The organism is Methanosarcina flavescens (genome assembly GCF_001304615.2).
GTDB classification, from domain to species: Archaea; Halobacteriota; Methanosarcinia; order Methanosarcinales; family Methanosarcinaceae; genus Methanosarcina; species Methanosarcina flavescens.
The window spans coordinates 673,506-690,127 of sequence record NZ_CP032683.1 but is presented as its reverse complement, the minus strand read 5'-3'; the positions used below and the strand labels follow the sequence as shown (position 1 = coordinate 690,127).

Genomic DNA, 16,622 nt, shown 5'->3' with positions numbered 1-16,622 from the left:
ACTTTGGAGTCATTTATTTTTGAATTTCTGTTGAAGCTTAAATGCTTTGACAGGCTATTAATTGAGGGTCAAAAATTTAAAGGATAGTAGGAGGTATCCTGAATTAGGCCGTTAATTTTCGGAAATGGGAGAATCCTGATTTGTGAGGACGAAAAGGGGACGATAAGGGATATTTATTTCCCGTATGTGGGGCTTGAGAACCATGGGAACAGGATAAAGGCTGGCATATGCGACCTTGACTCTTTTCATTGTAGCTGGCTTGAAAACTGGAAGATTCGTCAGAGGTATAAGTCCGAGTTTAAGGAAGATTTCTGTGAGCGTATTATTGAAATCTCTGGAAAAAACAAGGAAGTCGTAGAAGGGGAAACCGATATTGAGAAAGGCAGTGAGGAAGTTCCTGAGGTTTGCAGGGGAATTATCTCAAATATAGGGGAAACAGTATTCGAAAATCCTGAATTAGGGCTGAAAATTACAGTCTGGGAAGCTGTCCACCCTTCGGTAAACATTTTCTACAGGACTTTTGAGGTAAGGAATACTTCAAATTTAGTCAAGCACCTGCGTTTTTTCTCAAACCAGAACTACAGGATTCTTGAGACCAAAATCGGAGAAACTGCTGTAATTGATAAAAATACGCTTATCCATTATAAACGCGACCGCTATTTCCTGCACGCGAGTGACCCTCCATTTGACCAGTACGCGGTTGGAACTGCAGAGTGGAAAGGGCTTGAAGGCACATGGAGAGATATGGAAAGTGATGCTTCCCTGAGCGGAAATCCTGTAGCGCATGGCTCAGTGGACTCCACTCTTGGCTGGACTCTTCCCGAGTTGAAACCAGGGGAATCGACAAGGCTGCACTACTGGATAGTGCTTGGAAAGAAATACTGCAGCGTGCTTCAAATCCATAAACGGGTAAAGGAAGCCGGAAGAAAAGCCCTTTTCCATCACAACTTCAATTTCTGGAATTCATTTACTGAGCAGGTATCAGTCCTTCCGGAATCTGCCAGGATGTCTCAATTGCCTCAGCGTGTCTCAAAGTGCTTTTACAGAAGCCTGCTTGCAGTTGTCGCCCATATGGACATTAATGGCTCTATAATTGCATCCTGTGATTCGGATATAAAACAGTTCGGAGCAGACCTTTACAGCTACTGCTGGCCCAGGGATGCAGCATGGGTCTGCCTTGCACTTGATCGGGCACGGTACCATCACCTGACTGCTGAGACGTTTGAGTTTTTCGCAAAAACTATTACACCCAGAGGCAACTTCCTTCACAAATACACGCCTGCCGGAGACTTCGGGAGCACCTGGCATCCTGTGCCTATGATCCAGATCGACGAGACAGGGCTTCCTCTTTATGCCCTCTATAATAACTGGGAGATTGAAAAGAGTGTCTGGACAACAGGCAGGTACTACAGAAGGCTTGTACTCCCCACAGCTAATTATCTCGTAAAGGCAATTGACAGGGAAACAGACCTTCCGATTTCGAGCTTCGACCTCTGGGAGGAACGAAAAGGCGTGCATACCTACAGTGCATGTACGGTCTACGCCGGCCTTAACGGAGCCTACGAACTCTCCCGCTCGCTTGGGGATTATGACAATGCAAATATCTGGAAGGAGGCTGCCGAGCGCATCCGAAAGTCTATTCTGGAGAAACTTTATGATGAGAGGCTGAGGCGCTTCCGCCGCGGGCTTAACGATGCCACTCTTGATTCTTCGGTCTTTGCCGTCTGGTACCTCGGAATTCTTCCTCCCGACGATATCAGGGTAGCCCAGACTATGGAGGCGATCGAACGGGAGCTTAAGCGCCCCTCAGGCGGGATTGCCAGGTATCTTCACGACACCTACTTTGGCTATATGAACAGCTGGATTATCTGCACGCTCTGGCTGTCCCAGTGGCATTCCGCAGTCGGCAACCTTGACCGGGCTCTCGAACTCCTTGACTGGTGCGCAGCTCACGCCCATCCCGCAGGCCTTTTCTCGGAACAGATCGACGACAGAGGCAATCCTCTTTCCGTCCTCCCGCTTGCCTGGTCTCATTCTACCTATGTCCTTGCTGTCCTGGAATATCTGCAAGCTCTTGAGAAAAAAGAAAGTAGTTCCTGTGATTATCCGGAGTAATAGATGGATTTAGACCCTGGAAAGTGGGCAGAGGGAGTGGAATGCTTCTAAATCAAAATGTTTCTAAATCAAATCGAAGCGATCCTTCCGGCATCGGTTATAATGTACCCGCTTTCTCCATCTGCTATGTAGCCCATTGCTTTGAGTTCCCGAAGGTGGTTGTAAGTCATGCCTTTCGAGATCCCGGCAGTTGCGGCTATCTGGGGAACCGAGGATACTCCTTTCTGGATCTCTTCGAGTATCAGTTTCTTTGTTTCCGAGAGATTGAAACTCAGTACTGGAAAATCAATCATAAAACTATCCTCTTCGGTCACATACACAACTCTCTGCACCATATCATTCCTTGCATATGCCCCGAAAAGCGCCCCAAAAGCCTGCGGTTTCCGCCCGCCCGACACGTTGACAATTACCTGGTTGCCCTTTGCATGTTCCTGCTCAATCAGCTCAGCAACATCTTTTGCCACGCGCACGGTATCATAAACAGACGTATACTTTTTCTCAACCACAAGTGCGTTTTTAAACGTTTTTTCAATCATTTCCTCAGACTGCACCTTCTTATCAGGTGCCCCTTCCTCTGACAGCAATATAATTTTTGAAGGGGATAGCCTTGTCACGCAGATGATAACAGGCTCAAGGGAATAGATTGTGGAGATAAGTGTAAGCTTTGACATTAAGTGCTTATTATTGTGGGGGTGGGTTAAATGTTTTACTATATGGAATCTGCATTTGCAGTTAGCTTAATATATTTATCAGTGAAATAGAATTTAGAAATGTATATATAGAATATTAACAATGAAGTATTAAGGTTCACAAATTGAGGAACTAATTAGAGAAACAGTTATAAATTATTAAGTATAATAGTATTTTAGATTATTTTAAAAATGTGTAATTCTGCAATCAAAATTGACGTAGTTGACTGAGGAATTTGAGTGTAAATAAAATCACTAATGAAGTTTATGTAAAAGAGTTGATGTGGGAATAAAGATGATTGAAGCTATCTGTAATATCGGGAAGACTGTCCGAGGTATTGAGGGAGAAATAGATCTGGTTGACTTATGGCAAAAAGAGGAATCTGATGACTATCAATTAATTCTCGATGTAGATATCTCTGACTCGTCTGTTAATATTGATAGCAGAGGTTTTGAAAAGGAAGTTTTCAAAGATGGGCTGTTATTTCAACAGGGACCTTGGTTTGTTGGAGCACTTGTAAAGAAGGATTCTTTAAATGATAATAAAATTAAATCCTCTTTGGAATTTATTGATGTTCCATTGAATAAGTTCGAGGAAGTTAAATCATTACTTTATTCAAAAATAAAAGAATATGATGGAATAAATTTTGTAGTGCTTTTTAAAAATAATGGTAATAAACCAATAGACATTGCAAAAAACAAGTTTTTATCTGAAATTGAAAAAAACGGGTTAAAAAAAGTTACTTTACCTGGCAACTGTCATATGTGTAATCAGTACGTGGACACTCTCTACGATAGTATTATTTATAAATGCTACACAAATGATAAAAACATTTTTTCAAACACAGATGGCCTGTCATATGGGGTTTGTAAAGAGTGCATTTTCAATATACTTTATGGAAGAAAACATGTAAATGATTTTCTCAAAACATGGTGGGGAGGAAGTGAAATTTTATTTCTCCCTCAAATATATAATGAGAAAATTAAAGCGATTTTTGAATTCTCTAATATTGGTGATATCAAAGGCAGGAACCTTCTAGAGAATCTTCGCGAAAGCGAAGCTGACGTAATGGACGAAATTGGCAATTGCGATACTGAAGTTGATATCTTATTCTTTTCTGCACCAAAGCAAAAGACTGAGTGGAAAATTACCTATGATATAAAAAACGTAATTCCTTCTCGATTTACAAAAATTTCAGAGCTTGAACGTAAATATAAGACAAAATCAGGAGAAAATTTAGCTCTTTGGCAGGTAATAGCTTATTTACTTGGAGATTCTTCGAAATCAAGTGAGATTTTCAACACAAATGAGGCTAAGAATTTTTTGAAAAGTATTTTTCATGGAAGCAAGATAAACAGAAATTTATTTTTTTCTCATGCAATGAGCAAGTACAAGCATGACTACTTTCAAGGTTACGAAAGCATGTTCATGCTCCATCGAGTATATAATTTCCTTGTAGACTGCGGTTGTCTTGAAAAAAATTGGAATTTTGTTGAACAATGTGACAGAGGTTATAATATGGCAAAATACGAAAATATTGAGGATTTTTTCAATATTAACAAAACTTTTTTTGATAGTAATATTAAAAAAGCATGGTTTTTGCTGGGTCGACTTTATGGAAAAATGATACAAGAATCTAAAAATTACAAGGGTGGAGAAGACAAACAAAGTAATGAATCATATCTTGAAAAGAACTTTTTCTTTGGAAGGAAATATGATTTCAAAACTTTTATTTATTTTTCAAATCAATGCTCTGAGCTTATGTATAAGTATGGAGTACAAAACAAAGGATATTTAAAAGATCTCATCTCTGCCTCCAAAGAACTCATTGGAGCGGGAGACGAAAAATTATCAAGCGACGAAGCTAAGTATATTTTCTTTTGGGGAATGCAGCAGTGGATTGGAAAATCAAAGGATAATAACAGTAATGATGGAGAGGATCAGTAAATGGCTAATACAAGAGAATACTTACTAATTTGGGACAGTACGATGGCAAATCCTAATGGAGATATGCTGAACGACAACAAACCAAGGCATGATGAAGTTACAGGCCAACTTGAGGTTTCTGATGTTAGAATAAAACGCTTCGTTAGAGATGAATGGCAATCAATGGGTCATAATGTTCTTGTTAGAACTAAAAAAGACAAGGATGGCAAAGTGATGTCGTGTACCAGTTTAATCAAAGAAGTTATGGAAAAAGCCAAAGTAAAAGAGGCTGAACTCCCCCTTCATCTCTTGAAAGAGTATATTGATGTAAGATTATTTGGCGCGGTGATTACAAAACCCAAGTATGATATTACAGGTCCCTTACAGGTAATGTGGAGCAAATCTGTAAATCAAGCAGAAATAAAGTTTATGCAAGGAAATTCTGCTTATGCAGGTGGAGAAGGAAAAAACCAGTCCACAATCTGGTCCAAGTATATTTCCCCTTATGCCCTTTTCAAAACTTATGCTGTTTATAATGATAATACAGCTAAAAGACAGGGCATTGAAGTCAGTGAAAAGGATCTTGACGAATTTTCAAAGGCTCTAATTAATGGGCTTATCAATTATAGAAGTACTTCCAAAAATCAGATGCCTAGATTATTGGCTGAAGTTGTATATAAGGAACATAGGATCGATGGTGAACTCAATTACATCGACATTAATTTCGATTCTGATGTTGAGGAATTACGAGATATTTCTCAGGCAACTATTGATCTTAGAAAGCTTTGCACTTACTATAAAAATAAAAAGGAATCAATAGAGACAATACGCATCTATAAACATGGGAGTGTAAAAGTGGAAAACCTCTCAGACGATTTTAAGGTTATTGAATTTTAATGAGAGGAGCGTTCTTCAATGGATTGCTTGGTTTTTAGGGCAAAAAGTGGATATGCTAAATTTCGAAAACCATATACCACTACATCAGCTCTTACTTTTTTGTGTATCCATCCCCCAGCTGTAAAGGGTCTTATTGGGGCGGTTATGGGTATTGATAAGAATGAACTTTATAGAAATACTTTGAACCTAAAAATCGGTATTCAAGTGCTTTCTCCTGTTCGCAAGGATATGCAAGTTTTAAAGTTAGTAAGTATGAAAGCTGAAAAAGGTTTATTCAATTTTCCTGTGAATGCAGAATTCTTGAGAGATCCTGATTACAGAATTTTTGTCTCATGGCTTCCTCAAAAGCTTGATGAACTCGAGGAGAGGTTGCAGAACCAGAGACCTATTTTCACTCCATATCTGGGTGTAAGTGAATATATTGCAAAATTAGATTATGAGAACAGAGTTGATGCCGAATTACTGACAAAGTCGAATAGTATTGATAGCCTCGTTCCCTCTCGTTTTATAGATCTTCAGCACTCTGATTATCATCTATTTACAGATAATATTCCTGTATCTAATAATGAAAAGAGGGAGTATATAAGTTACGAGAAGATTTTGTTTGCTTTCAGAGAGGATCATACTTGTAAAAAAGAGAAAGCCTGTAGTTTGATGGGTAATCTAAAAAGGGATGTGTATAAAGTTGATGAGAACATCGTTTTCTTCTTTGAATAATGGTTTTATCTTGAGGTCACATTTTCATCAATCGTTAAAAGACCATTTGGAAGAAGTCACTTCTATAGCAACTTATATTTACGATTCCCAGAATGATGATAGTGAAAAGAGAGATATTGTCAACAAAATCTGTATGGCTCATGACTTTGGAAAAGCAACTTCTTTTTTTCAAGAGTATCTTGACTTCCAAGAGGCAAAAGAAAAGGGTGATTTTGGGAAAAAGGATAAAGTTTTTGGACCAAATAAAAATCACGCTCTTTTGTCTGCTCTTTTTGCTTACTGGTGGCTTCCAGAAGAGTACAACTTGTTTGGCTATTTGATTATAAAAAGACATCATGGAAGTGTAAAAGATGCCCGTGATGAATTTGACTTAACAGATGATTATAGCGTCATCGAGGAACAAATACAAGATATTCAAAAATTTAGCCAGAAGGAACTTGAGAATATTTACTGTTTAAATTTGAATGAATTTTTTGAGTTTGTCAATGAAAGTAATCTAAAGTTAATTAAAAAACGTTTTCGTAAAGTTTGGCAGTTAAACAACTTTTCTGTAGAAGACACTTTAGATTTTAATTATTTTTATTCTCTCTTACTTACTGCGGATAAAATGCAACTGATATCTGAATTACCGACGATACCGAATCAAAAACCTTGCTGGTTCGTTGAAAAATATAAAGACCATATACGTTCTAACCTACTGTTTGAAAACCCAGCCATTGCAGACTCTCAAATATTCAAGATAAGGGATGAGATATTCAGGGAAATGAAAGAAGAGCTTGATAGAATTGATTTGAGTTCTGAATCATTTTTTTCGATCAATGTTCCAACCGGTTCTGGAAAAACATTCCTTGCTTATTACTCTGCTCTTTATTTTGCTGAGAAACTTAAAAACCTCTATGGGGAGCAATCAAGAGTTATATATTCTCTTCCTTATATGAGTATAATTGATCAAAACTACAATGAGTTAATAAATATTATCAAGTTCAACCAAAAAACCGATGAAGAACCGAAGGATACGGAGATATTAAAACACCATTCTCTTTCGGAAATAAAATATGAATCAGATGAAAAAGAGTATAAAGATTATGACGCTAGATTTTGTTACGATAACTGGCAAAGCAAAATTATAACTACTACTTTTGTGCAGTTGTTTAATACTATATTCAAGGTCGGAGATAATTCCATCGCACACCGTTTTAATCGAATCGTAAATTCAATAATAATCCTTGACGAGATTCAGGCAGTGGATGAAAAGTACTACTCAATAATTCGTGCCTTTTTTGAATTACTAGCAAAGAAATATAATGTTAAGTTTATTTTTGTGACTGCAACAATGCCTTTGCTAATTGGAACGCATGAACTGGTACCTAGAAGGAAAATTTATTTTGAGAGCCTCAATCGGATCAGGATTTGTAATCATATTAAAGAGGACGTATCAGTTAGTGATTTTAAAAATATACTAATAAAAGATATCGAATGCCGAAAAGATAAAAGTTTCTTGATTGTGCTCAATACGATTAAATCATCAAAGGAAATATTTGAATTCCTTCAAAAAAATACCTCTCGAAGTTGCCTATATCTGTCAACTGAGATATATCCAAAAGCAAGACTTGATAAAATCAATTTAATTAAGAATTGTCGCAAGAAAAATCCTAATAAAAAATTTGTAGTTGTCTCAACACAGCTGATAGAAGCAGGTGTTGATATTGATCTGGATGTTGTTTATAGAGATTTCTCTCCTTTAAGTTCGATAAATCAAACGGCAGGGAGAGCAAATAGAAATGGAGTGGGTGAGGACTCCAGTGAAGTTCATATCTATAGACTAAAGGATGATGAAAAAGGCCGTTATTTCCATAATTATATATATCCAGCGTTTATTACCGATATTACTAGAAATATTCTTGAAGGCAAAGAGATTGTCCAAGAAAAAGATATTTTTTCTCTTAATGAAGCTTATGCGGAAAAAATTACCCAGAAAGTTAGTCAAGATAAGTCGATTGAAATCCTTGAACATATCAAAAATATTGACTTTAAAAAACTAAGAGACTCTTTTGAACTGATCAAGAATGAGTATGCTTTCAAAAGAGATATTGTTATTGAAGCAGATGCTGAATGTTCTCAAATTATTAAAGAAATCTCTGAACTTAAAAGAGATAAATTATTAACTAAAAATAAATGGGAGTATAATTTTAAAGTTAAGAATTTATTTCGCCGTCTGAATCAATATAAAATCTCTATATATGAAAGCACTTACTTGTCAATATCTGATGATCTTCTTAAGATAAGTGGATTCGATACCGAATATCTTCCACTCAAGTCTGGTACTAGAGTACTTTATTCACCTAGTATAGGTATAGTTTCAGAAGCCAAATCTATTGAAATATTATGATATGGAGACTTGTTTTTTGTATATAAACTACACTTGTCTACAGTATCCAGATGTCCGTCTGCGTATGCGTGATGGTTCAAAGCTGAGAGGTTTCTTCGCAAAAAAATATTCCTCTGAAGAGCTTATGCATAATCATAGAGAAGATATGAACATTTACAGGTATCCCTTAGTCCAGTATAAAGTGATTGATGGTATACCCACGCTTCTCGGATTAGATGAAGGTTCAAATCTTATTTTGGATATCGGTATTTGTGAGGAAGAACTAAATATTGAAGGTACTCGATTTTGTCTCGATAGAGCAGAGATAATTACTGAATCTACTATCTTTGGCACTACTGATAAGATCAGTCAGTATGTTTTTAAAACTCCTTGGCTCGCTTTAAATCAGGAAAACATAACAAAGTACAACGCTGCAGATGAAATTGAAAAAGACGATTTATTAACAAAGATTCTAATTGGAAATTTGCTTTCAATGGCAAAATATCTTAACTTTAGGGTTGAGGATGAAATTAGAGTTAAGCTGAATGTCAAGCCAATGAGATTAAATTTTAAGGGCAAAGTAATGGTTGGCTTTAGGGGCGAATTCAAATCTAACTTTAGTCTCCCTAATTACATTGGAATTGGAAAATCTGTTTCCAGGGGATATGGTTCAATTAAAAAAATATAAGGAGGGGTTATATCATGCAGCTTGTAATCAATTCTCACGGCTCTTTCCTGAAAAAGCAGAATAACTGTTTCCTTGTCAAAAACGAAGACAAAATCTTCGAAGTCTCGGAAAAGAAAGTGGACAGCATCCTCATTACAACTTCTGCAACCATTACCACCGACGCAATCAAATTTGCGGTGGAAAATAATATCGATATCGTTTTTCTGGACAATTTCGGGGACCCTTACGGACGGGTTTGGCATTCAAAGCTGGGAAGCACGACCTATATAAGAAGAAGGCAGCTTGAGATTTCGGAAGGATCGGAAGGGTTCAGGCTGGCAAAAGGGTGGGTTGAGCAGAAAGTCGAGAACCAGATCCTTTTCCTGAAAGACCTTAAAAAGAACAGACCTGAGCAGAAAGATGAACTCGATGATTATATTGCTTCAATGATCGAGACAAAAGCCCAGCTTGAAGCGCTTGAGGGAACTCTTGACGAGATGCGCGGGAAAATTATGGGGCTTGAGGGCATGGCTTCCAGAAATTATTTTGGGGCCTTGAGCTTCCTTCTGCCCGATAAATGGAAATTCAATGGCAGAAGCCGGAACCCTGCAAAGGACGAATTTAACTGCCTTTTGAATTATGGGTATGGGGTTTTATATTCGAAGGTGGAAAAGGCGTGTATTATCGCTGGGCTTGACCCTTATGTTGGTTTCAACCACACGGACGACTATAACAAGAAATCTTTTGTGTTTGACCTGATCGAAATGTACCGCATTCATATCGATAGGACTGTTTTCAACCTTTTTTCAAAGAAACAGGTGATGGACAGCTTTTTCGATACGATTCCAAATGGGTTAACCCTTAATAAAGAAGGAAAAGCTGTCCTGATCCAGGCTGTCAATGAAACCTTCGAGAAAGAAATAAGTTACGGGGGCAGGAACATAAAAATCGGAAACACGATCCAGTTCGACTGCCACAGGATTGCGAACAGCCTGATTGGAAAATAGAACAGTAAAACAATAAGTCACACGATGAGATCCTAAAATATTATAATATGAGATCTGGAAATAATACAGAGGGGATTGGGTTTGCTTGTCTGGGTGATATATGATATTACGGATAACAGGACTCGCCAGAAGGTCAGCGACCGCTGTAAGAACTATGGGCTTTACAGGGTTCAGAAAAGCGTGTTTTTGGGAGACCTGAATACAAATGATAGAGAGTCTCTGGGGCTTGAGTGTGAAGAATTGATTGATACGGAAAAAGATTCTGTGTACGTATTTCCTATGGATGAGCAGTCATTTAAAAAAGTCCTGCTTATCGGCCAGGCTTTCGATAAGGATCTTGTCAGCGACGAAGTGATAACCAAGTTTTTCTGAATTTTTCCGAATTTCTCTAAGTTTTCCAGAGGGAAGATATGACAAAATCTGAGCCCATAATAGTTGAGGATGGTCTGAGAGCAGGCACTCAAATAGATGTTGAAAGCGACATCGGAGGCGATGACAGTATATATGCTGAAACGGATTTCGGAACAATAATCAGAATTTCAGACGTGCTTGAGTATTTGTTTTGTTCTCGTTTCATTTATTATATGTACTGTCTTGATATTCCGCAGCACGAAGAAAAAAGGTTTAAAGTCTTGAAAGGTCGCGAAGTTCATGAGACCAGAAAGCTTACAAACAGGGACTACCTCCGGAGAAGTCTGGATTGCATCAGGAAAGAAAGCAATGTTTTTATTGCCTCAAAAAAACGCCATATAAAAGGAATTGTTGATGAAGTCCTGTTTCTGGAAGACGGAACCGCCGCTCCCCTTGAATACAAATTTGCCGAATACAAAGAGAAGGTCTTTAAAACCTATAAGTTTCAACTCGTCTTGCAGGCGCTTCTGATCCGGGAAAACTACAATATTGAAGTTAATCGCGCATATATTTGTTTTACACGCAGCAACAGCCTTGTCAAAGAAATAGAAATCACAACCTCTGATTTCAAAAAAGCCGAAAAGATTATACAGGAAATCCTTGATATAATTCAAAAAGGCTTATATCCAAAGACCTCTAGATCTTCTAGAAAGTGCGTAGATTGCTGTTACCGTAATATCTGCGTATGAAGAGGTTTTTCTTGTATTTATAAAGGGTTTGATAATATCCCAACAAGAAATTTAGTTTTAATATAGGGCTAATCTCAGGCTTTTTCTAGCCAAATAACGGAAAATTTTGCCCTATTCGAGAGCAAGATCCATTAAAACAAGGATTGAAACCATCTCGGACCTCGGAGCTATCAAGGAAATTGTTAGATTCGAGAGCAAGATCCATTAAAACAAGGATTGAAACAGAAACACGAAGCTTACCAAGAAATGATCCATAATTATTCGAGAGCAAGATCCATTAAAACAAGGATTGAAACATTTCATGCTATTATATCTCCCTTGTAACTTACAAATTCGAGAGCAAGATCCATTAAAACAAGGATTGAAACCTCAGTCCACTAGGGACGGCGGGGAAGTCGTAAAAAATTCGAGAGCAAGATCCATTAAAACAAGGATTGAAACCTGAATTAACTGATGGGAAAAAAGACTTTACAGACTTATTCGAGAGCAAGATCCATTAAAACAAGGATTGAAACTGTTATATTTCGTATAACCAAACTAAAAAGGAAAAATTCGAGAGCAAGATCCATTAAAACAAGGATTGAAACCCGTAAACCTCTATATCTGACATGTCATAAGTATCGTATTCGAGAGCAAGATCCATTAAAACAAGGATTGAAACATAATAGATTTTTCCGCTATCAGCAGTTAGTTAAGAATTCGAGAGCAAGATCCATTAAAACAAGGATTGAAACCTGAAAGTTGCAAGTGCGTTTGTCATATTTTGTCAGATTCGAGAGCAAGATCCATTAAAACAAGGATTGAAACATATTTCGGACATGTGATCACCCCGTATTTCCTGATTCGAGAGCAAGATCCATTAAAACAAGGATTGAAACTATGGCTTTTCGATATATTCAATAAAGTTTCTTTTTATTCGAGAGCAAGATCCATTAAAACAAGGATTGAAACTAGTATCCTGGGCTCAGGTACTCGTTATACGGCTCAGATTCGAGAGCAAGATCCATTAAAACAAGGATTGAAACTATACGAGAGGACTCTGTTTCCCCTGCTGATTAACTGATTCGAGAGCAAGATCCATTAAAACAAGGATTGAAACCTACGTCAATTATACCTATCGCGGGACCATTACAGAATTCGAGAGCAAGATCCATTAAAACAAGGATTGAAACTAATGTCACTCTCACAAATTAAAAGGGACCTGTCCGGATTCGAGAGCAAGATCCATTAAAACAAGGATTGAAACAGAAGATCATAGCATCGAAAGGTGAGAACGCCGACCAATTCGAGAGCAAGATCCATTAAAACAAGGATTGAAACCTATTGAGTATGTTGAGCGCGTACTCAATGACAAATTCGAGAGCAAGATCCATTAAAACAAGGATTGAAACATTTAGTGACCCCACCAACAATAGTGCCATGATTCCATTCGAGAGCAAGATCCATTAAAACAAGGATTGAAACTTTAATCTGGCATAACATTCTGCATATGCCCCACCCAATTCGAGAGCAAGATCCATTAAAACAAGGATTGAAACCGTGGTTCCAGTAGTTCATTTATTCCTCTACAGCCTATTCGAGAGCAAGATCCATTAAAACAAGGATTGAAACAATCGCTCTCAGATGCTCTAGGAATCGTTACAGACATTCGAGAGCAAGATCCATTAAAACAAGGATTGAAACTTCTCATAAGGATTTGGTACAAAAGTGACGGCTGTATTCGAGAGCAAGATCCATTAAAACAAGGATTGAAACTTGTACCATTTCTAATGTACAATGAGAAAAGATCATTCGAGAGCAAGATCCATTAAAACAAGGATTGAAACCAGGACTTCAATGTTCTTGTGGGAATCATGTAAATGAATTCGAGAGCAAGATCCATTAAAACAAGGATTGAAACCAAACTTGATAAGGGCGCGCACTCCGTGTACACCCTTATTCGAGAGCAAGATCCATTAAAACAAGGATTGAAACCTACCGGCCCTATCGGCGAAGGGGATATAGTAAATAATTCGAGAGCAAGATCCATTAAAACAAGGATTGAAACTTACTTTCATTGGCTAGCTGAATACCGTTTTCTCATTCGAGAGCAAGATCCATTAAAACAAGGATTGAAACTCACCAATCTTCCGGGGTACATGTTGGTAGCATTTTATTCGAGAGCAAGATCCATTAAAACAAGGATTGAAACCCACACCACCCATTTTCTTTCATGTCTTCTACAATCATTCGAGAGCAAGATCCATTAAAACAAGGATTGAAACGTATTACGGTAGTCGTACCGGACGCACCTTTCGCAATTCGAGAGCAAGATCCATTAAAACAAGGATTGAAACAAATATCCCCATTATAGATTTGTCCCAAGCCCAGCAATTCGAGAGCAAGATCCATTAAAACAAGGATTGAAACATCGCTATCCTGCAATGAGGCAGGATAGCATTGCAATTCGAGAGCAAGATCCATTAAAACAAGGATTGAAACTTATAAATAGTTGTTTTGCTATAACTAGGCTATAGATTCGAGAGCAAGATCCATTAAAACAAGGATTGAAACCCCCGTGTACAATACATACTATGCACGCAAAGTATAATTCGAGAGCAAGATCCATTAAAACAAGGATTGAAACTACAGAATACAAAGGAAAGAAGTATTTTGTGTATGAGATTCGAGAGCAAGATCCATTAAAACAAGGATTGAAACTAGACCGTGATATGTGGGTCGGAGATTTCCAGAGGATTCGAGAGCAAGATCCATTAAAACAAGGATTGAAACCTAAGTAGGTTATTGATATTTGTTTTATTGTCATTACTTGCCGCAGAATATTCAAAAAAACAAAACCGTTAGGAATCATATTATCAAAACTTATACCATGTCTTCTTTTTTCATTTTTCGGCGGTATGCTTCCTTACATGCTCCAGAGCAATAGTTAAAATCAGACCTTAGAGGGATTGAAACTTGGGTCTATTTAGCTGAAGAAGGAACATATGTAAGGAAATAAGGATAGCAAATAATATATTAAAAATAAAAATAATATCAATAATAATAACAAATCATGGGGGTCTCGATTATAAGCACAGCAGAACTTATACTGGTCATATTAGTAATTCTTCTTTTTATTCTTATAATGACGCGGATATACAAGCTTATCAAACATCAGAAAGAATAAGTAAAACCGATAAATTATTTAGGAATGAAGAAAATATAGATTTCAAGAGTTCCACAGGCTCTATAGGAAACACACCTTTACAAAATCCTCTAAATTCTTCCTGCAATTGCCTGTCAAAAATAAACTTTCATTTTCACAAAAATAGTATGAAATCTTAAACAATTCGTAATACTGTACTTATATACATGTCTGGTTTTAACCTCCATTTCCTGTGGAAAACTGAAATTTAAGGCATCCTTCAAAAATGACAAATTGAACCTGAAAAATTTAGTGGTTTTGTTCACTCAACGAAAATAAACGCTATCGGTTAAACGTACCTATGTGTTTTGTTCACAAGTCATTCCAAAGACTATAGACACACTTTTAGAAATCGTTAGCTAGAGCCTTGATATTTCGACCTTGATATTTTACCTGCCGATAAGGTATACGTTAACAGAAAAAAAACTATGAGAAACACACAGGCAATATTTAGAGAGAATTATAGCTTATATCCCCATAATTGAGAGCTCAGATTGAAGAGCTTCAAGTGTTACTCGAAGAGAAGGATAAGAGAACAGAAGATCTGAGAAGGGAAGGAAAAAAGATTCATGAAAAATGATTGAAGATGTCAGGCAGTATTGAAAATACATCAATTTATATAATATAAGATGTATGCTAGTATTGTTAGACGCTTTTTTTCGCTTGGAATTTAGGTATACCAGGTTTATACACATCATGGAAAACATCATGGTGTTATAGTGTTTGACTTTTGGTATATGATGGTCCCACAAAAAATATCCGATTTAGTTTTTAATGACCTTACTAGTTTCATCTCTAAAACATATTATCGAGATCTTCCAAATTCCTTAATAATTGCTCAAGCATTTATTTTGAAATATCCAGATCATGGAAAAGAATTTGGTCTTTCTGAAATAAATTCTATTATAGAAGATGGAATTAAACGCGGTCTTTTTAAACTACGCTGAGAGTTGCACACACGAAGCCGAGCTCCATATTCTGTGTTCCTTGATGGACTCCTTGAGGAAGTGCGGTTCCTGGTTGACCTGCAAGTCTGGAATATCATTTTAATGCCCTATTCCTGAGCAGAGCTCTCTGCTTGAGTCCATCAAGGACTGATAAAAACATTATCAGTAATAGTTTTCATTCTTTTTAAAAAACAGCTTTATTTTCAGGCTCTAGAGTTCAGGCCAGATCTTTGATGGATTCTTTGAGGAAGTGCATTACTAAAAAAATAAAAAGGTTTTTAATTACTTATCTTCTTTCTTTTTGCTAAAGGAAGGAAGAACAATGAATAAAACTCAGAAAACTTTAGCAATTCTTCTTCTTATTGCTGCTGTGATCTTTGTTGCTGGATGTTCTAGTCAATCATCAACCCAAAAGACAACGGACAACACAGGCAGCCCTGCAGAGGAGCACACAGACCAGAGCAAGGAATGGATGCAGAAAACAAGCTCGGATGCAGAGAATGTATCCAGTGCTGCAAACGAACTTGCAACTGTTCTAAGTAATCCAGAAGATCTATCGCAAATAACAGCTCTTACAGCATACATTATCACGGAATCAAACAAATCAAGCTATGAGAGCGCATTTTATTATTATGATGATGACCTGGAACCAGCAGTACAGAAATATGCTGATATGATGGGCTCTTATGGAGCTTTTGCAAAGCGTATAGACATATCTCTCGAACATATTAACGCAGGAAACACAGCATTAGCAGAAGTCACAATAGAAGACGCGGCAGAATCTCTGATAAGAGGAAACGAATACTATGCAGAGTATAAAACAATGATAGAAGACTTTAAGAAAAAGCATCCTGAAATGGCTTAATATCTCTAAGGCCTACAGACAAGCTCATTATAATGGGATCAGAAAGGAAAGGTACTTTCACCTTACCCATTGGAAAGGAGCTTCCGACAGGCTTTTTTAAAAACGAAAAACTCTCCCTTTTATTTTTTTGTTTTTTGTA

General features: G+C 37.2%; 11 protein-coding genes and 1 CRISPR repeat array. Of the genes, 10 read left to right on the top strand and 1 reads right to left on the bottom strand.

Annotated features, from left to right (window positions below; translation table 11 throughout):
• The first annotated feature begins 186 nt into the window (after nt 1-186).
• Nucleotides 187-2,115, top strand: a complete 1,929-nt coding sequence (locus tag AOB57_RS02985; RefSeq protein ID WP_226999615.1) for a glycoside hydrolase family 15 protein — start codon at nt 187-189, stop codon at nt 2,113-2,115.
• A 68-nt stretch (nt 2,116-2,183) separates the two neighbouring features.
• Here AOB57_RS02985 and csa3 read toward each other — a convergent pair whose 3' ends face one another.
• Nucleotides 2,184-2,786, bottom strand: a complete 603-nt coding sequence (gene csa3 / locus AOB57_RS02980; RefSeq protein ID WP_054298565.1) for a CRISPR-associated CARF protein Csa3 — start codon at nt 2,784-2,786, stop codon at nt 2,184-2,186.
• A 313-nt stretch (nt 2,787-3,099) separates the two neighbouring features.
• Between csa3 and AOB57_RS02975 the strand changes: the two genes are divergently transcribed.
• From AOB57_RS02975 to AOB57_RS02935, 9 genes are all read left to right on the top strand, one after another.
• Complete coding sequence (locus tag AOB57_RS02975) at nt 3,100-4,752, top strand: TIGR02556 family CRISPR-associated protein (RefSeq protein WP_054298564.1); 1,653 nt, start codon at nt 3,100-3,102, stop codon at nt 4,750-4,752.
• Nucleotides 4,753-5,628: a type I-B CRISPR-associated protein Cas7/Csh2 gene (gene cas7b, locus AOB57_RS02970; protein WP_054298563.1), complete on the top strand. Its 876-nt coding sequence runs from the start codon at nt 4,753-4,755 to the stop codon at nt 5,626-5,628.
• A gap of 18 nt (nt 5,629-5,646) precedes the next feature.
• Complete coding sequence (gene cas5b / locus AOB57_RS02965; RefSeq protein ID WP_054298562.1) at nt 5,647-6,345, top strand: type I-B CRISPR-associated protein Cas5b; 699 nt, start codon at nt 5,647-5,649, stop codon at nt 6,343-6,345.
• Entirely contained in the window at nt 6,302-8,734 is a 2,433-nt protein-coding gene (locus AOB57_RS02960) for a CRISPR-associated helicase/endonuclease Cas3 (RefSeq protein ID WP_082384192.1), read from the top strand. The genes cas5b and AOB57_RS02960 overlap by 44 nt, the downstream gene beginning before the upstream one ends.
• Nucleotide 8,735: 1 nt before the next feature.
• Nucleotides 8,736-9,401 carry a CRISPR-associated endonuclease Cas6 gene (locus AOB57_RS02955; protein WP_226999672.1) on the top strand — a complete coding sequence of 222 codons (666 nt, stop codon included), beginning with the start codon at nt 8,736-8,738 and terminating at the stop codon, nt 9,399-9,401.
• Nucleotides 9,402-9,415: 14 nt separating this feature from the next.
• Complete coding sequence (cas1, locus tag AOB57_RS02950) at nt 9,416-10,387, top strand: CRISPR-associated endonuclease Cas1 (RefSeq protein ID WP_054298560.1); 972 nt, start codon at nt 9,416-9,418, stop codon at nt 10,385-10,387.
• Between the two features lie 81 nt (nt 10,388-10,468).
• Nucleotides 10,469-10,759: a CRISPR-associated endonuclease Cas2 gene (gene cas2, locus AOB57_RS02945; protein ID WP_054298559.1), complete on the top strand. Its 291-nt coding sequence runs from the start codon at nt 10,469-10,471 to the stop codon at nt 10,757-10,759.
• 38 nt (nt 10,760-10,797) lie between these two features.
• The gene (gene cas4, locus AOB57_RS02940) at nt 10,798-11,487 is read left to right on the top strand and encodes a CRISPR-associated protein Cas4 (RefSeq protein ID WP_226999614.1); all 690 of its coding nucleotides are present in this window, start codon (nt 10,798-10,800) and stop codon (nt 11,485-11,487) included.
• Nucleotides 11,488-11,600: 113 nt separating this feature from the next.
• Nucleotides 11,601-14,259: a CRISPR direct-repeat array (repeat unit 37 nt; unit sequence ATTCGAGAGCAAGATCCATTAAAACAAGGATTGAAAC).
• A gap of 1,681 nt (nt 14,260-15,940) precedes the next feature.
• Nucleotides 15,941-16,483: a hypothetical protein gene (locus AOB57_RS02935; protein WP_048168182.1), complete on the top strand. Its 543-nt coding sequence runs from the start codon at nt 15,941-15,943 to the stop codon at nt 16,481-16,483.
• Nucleotides 16,484-16,622 lie beyond the last annotated feature (139 nt).

Coding starts and splice junctions, on each gene's coding strand:
- csa3 (WP_054298565.1), bottom strand. CDS start 2,786: ATGTCAAAGCTTACACTTATCTCCACAATCTATTCCCTTGAGCCTGTT.
- AOB57_RS02975 (WP_054298564.1), top strand. CDS start 3,100: ATGATTGAAGCTATCTGTAATATCGGGAAGACTGTCCGAGGTATTGAG.
- cas7b (WP_054298563.1), top strand. CDS start 4,753: ATGGCTAATACAAGAGAATACTTACTAATTTGGGACAGTACGATGGCA.
- cas5b (WP_054298562.1), top strand. CDS start 5,647: ATGGATTGCTTGGTTTTTAGGGCAAAAAGTGGATATGCTAAATTTCGA.
- AOB57_RS02960 (WP_082384192.1), top strand. CDS start 6,302: ATGTGTATAAAGTTGATGAGAACATCGTTTTCTTCTTTGAATAATGGT.
- AOB57_RS02955 (WP_226999672.1), top strand. CDS start 8,736: ATGGAGACTTGTTTTTTGTATATAAACTACACTTGTCTACAGTATCCA.
- cas1 (WP_054298560.1), top strand. CDS start 9,416: ATGCAGCTTGTAATCAATTCTCACGGCTCTTTCCTGAAAAAGCAGAAT.
- cas4 (WP_226999614.1), top strand. CDS start 10,798: ATGACAAAATCTGAGCCCATAATAGTTGAGGATGGTCTGAGAGCAGGC.
- AOB57_RS02935 (WP_048168182.1), top strand. CDS start 15,941: ATGAATAAAACTCAGAAAACTTTAGCAATTCTTCTTCTTATTGCTGCT.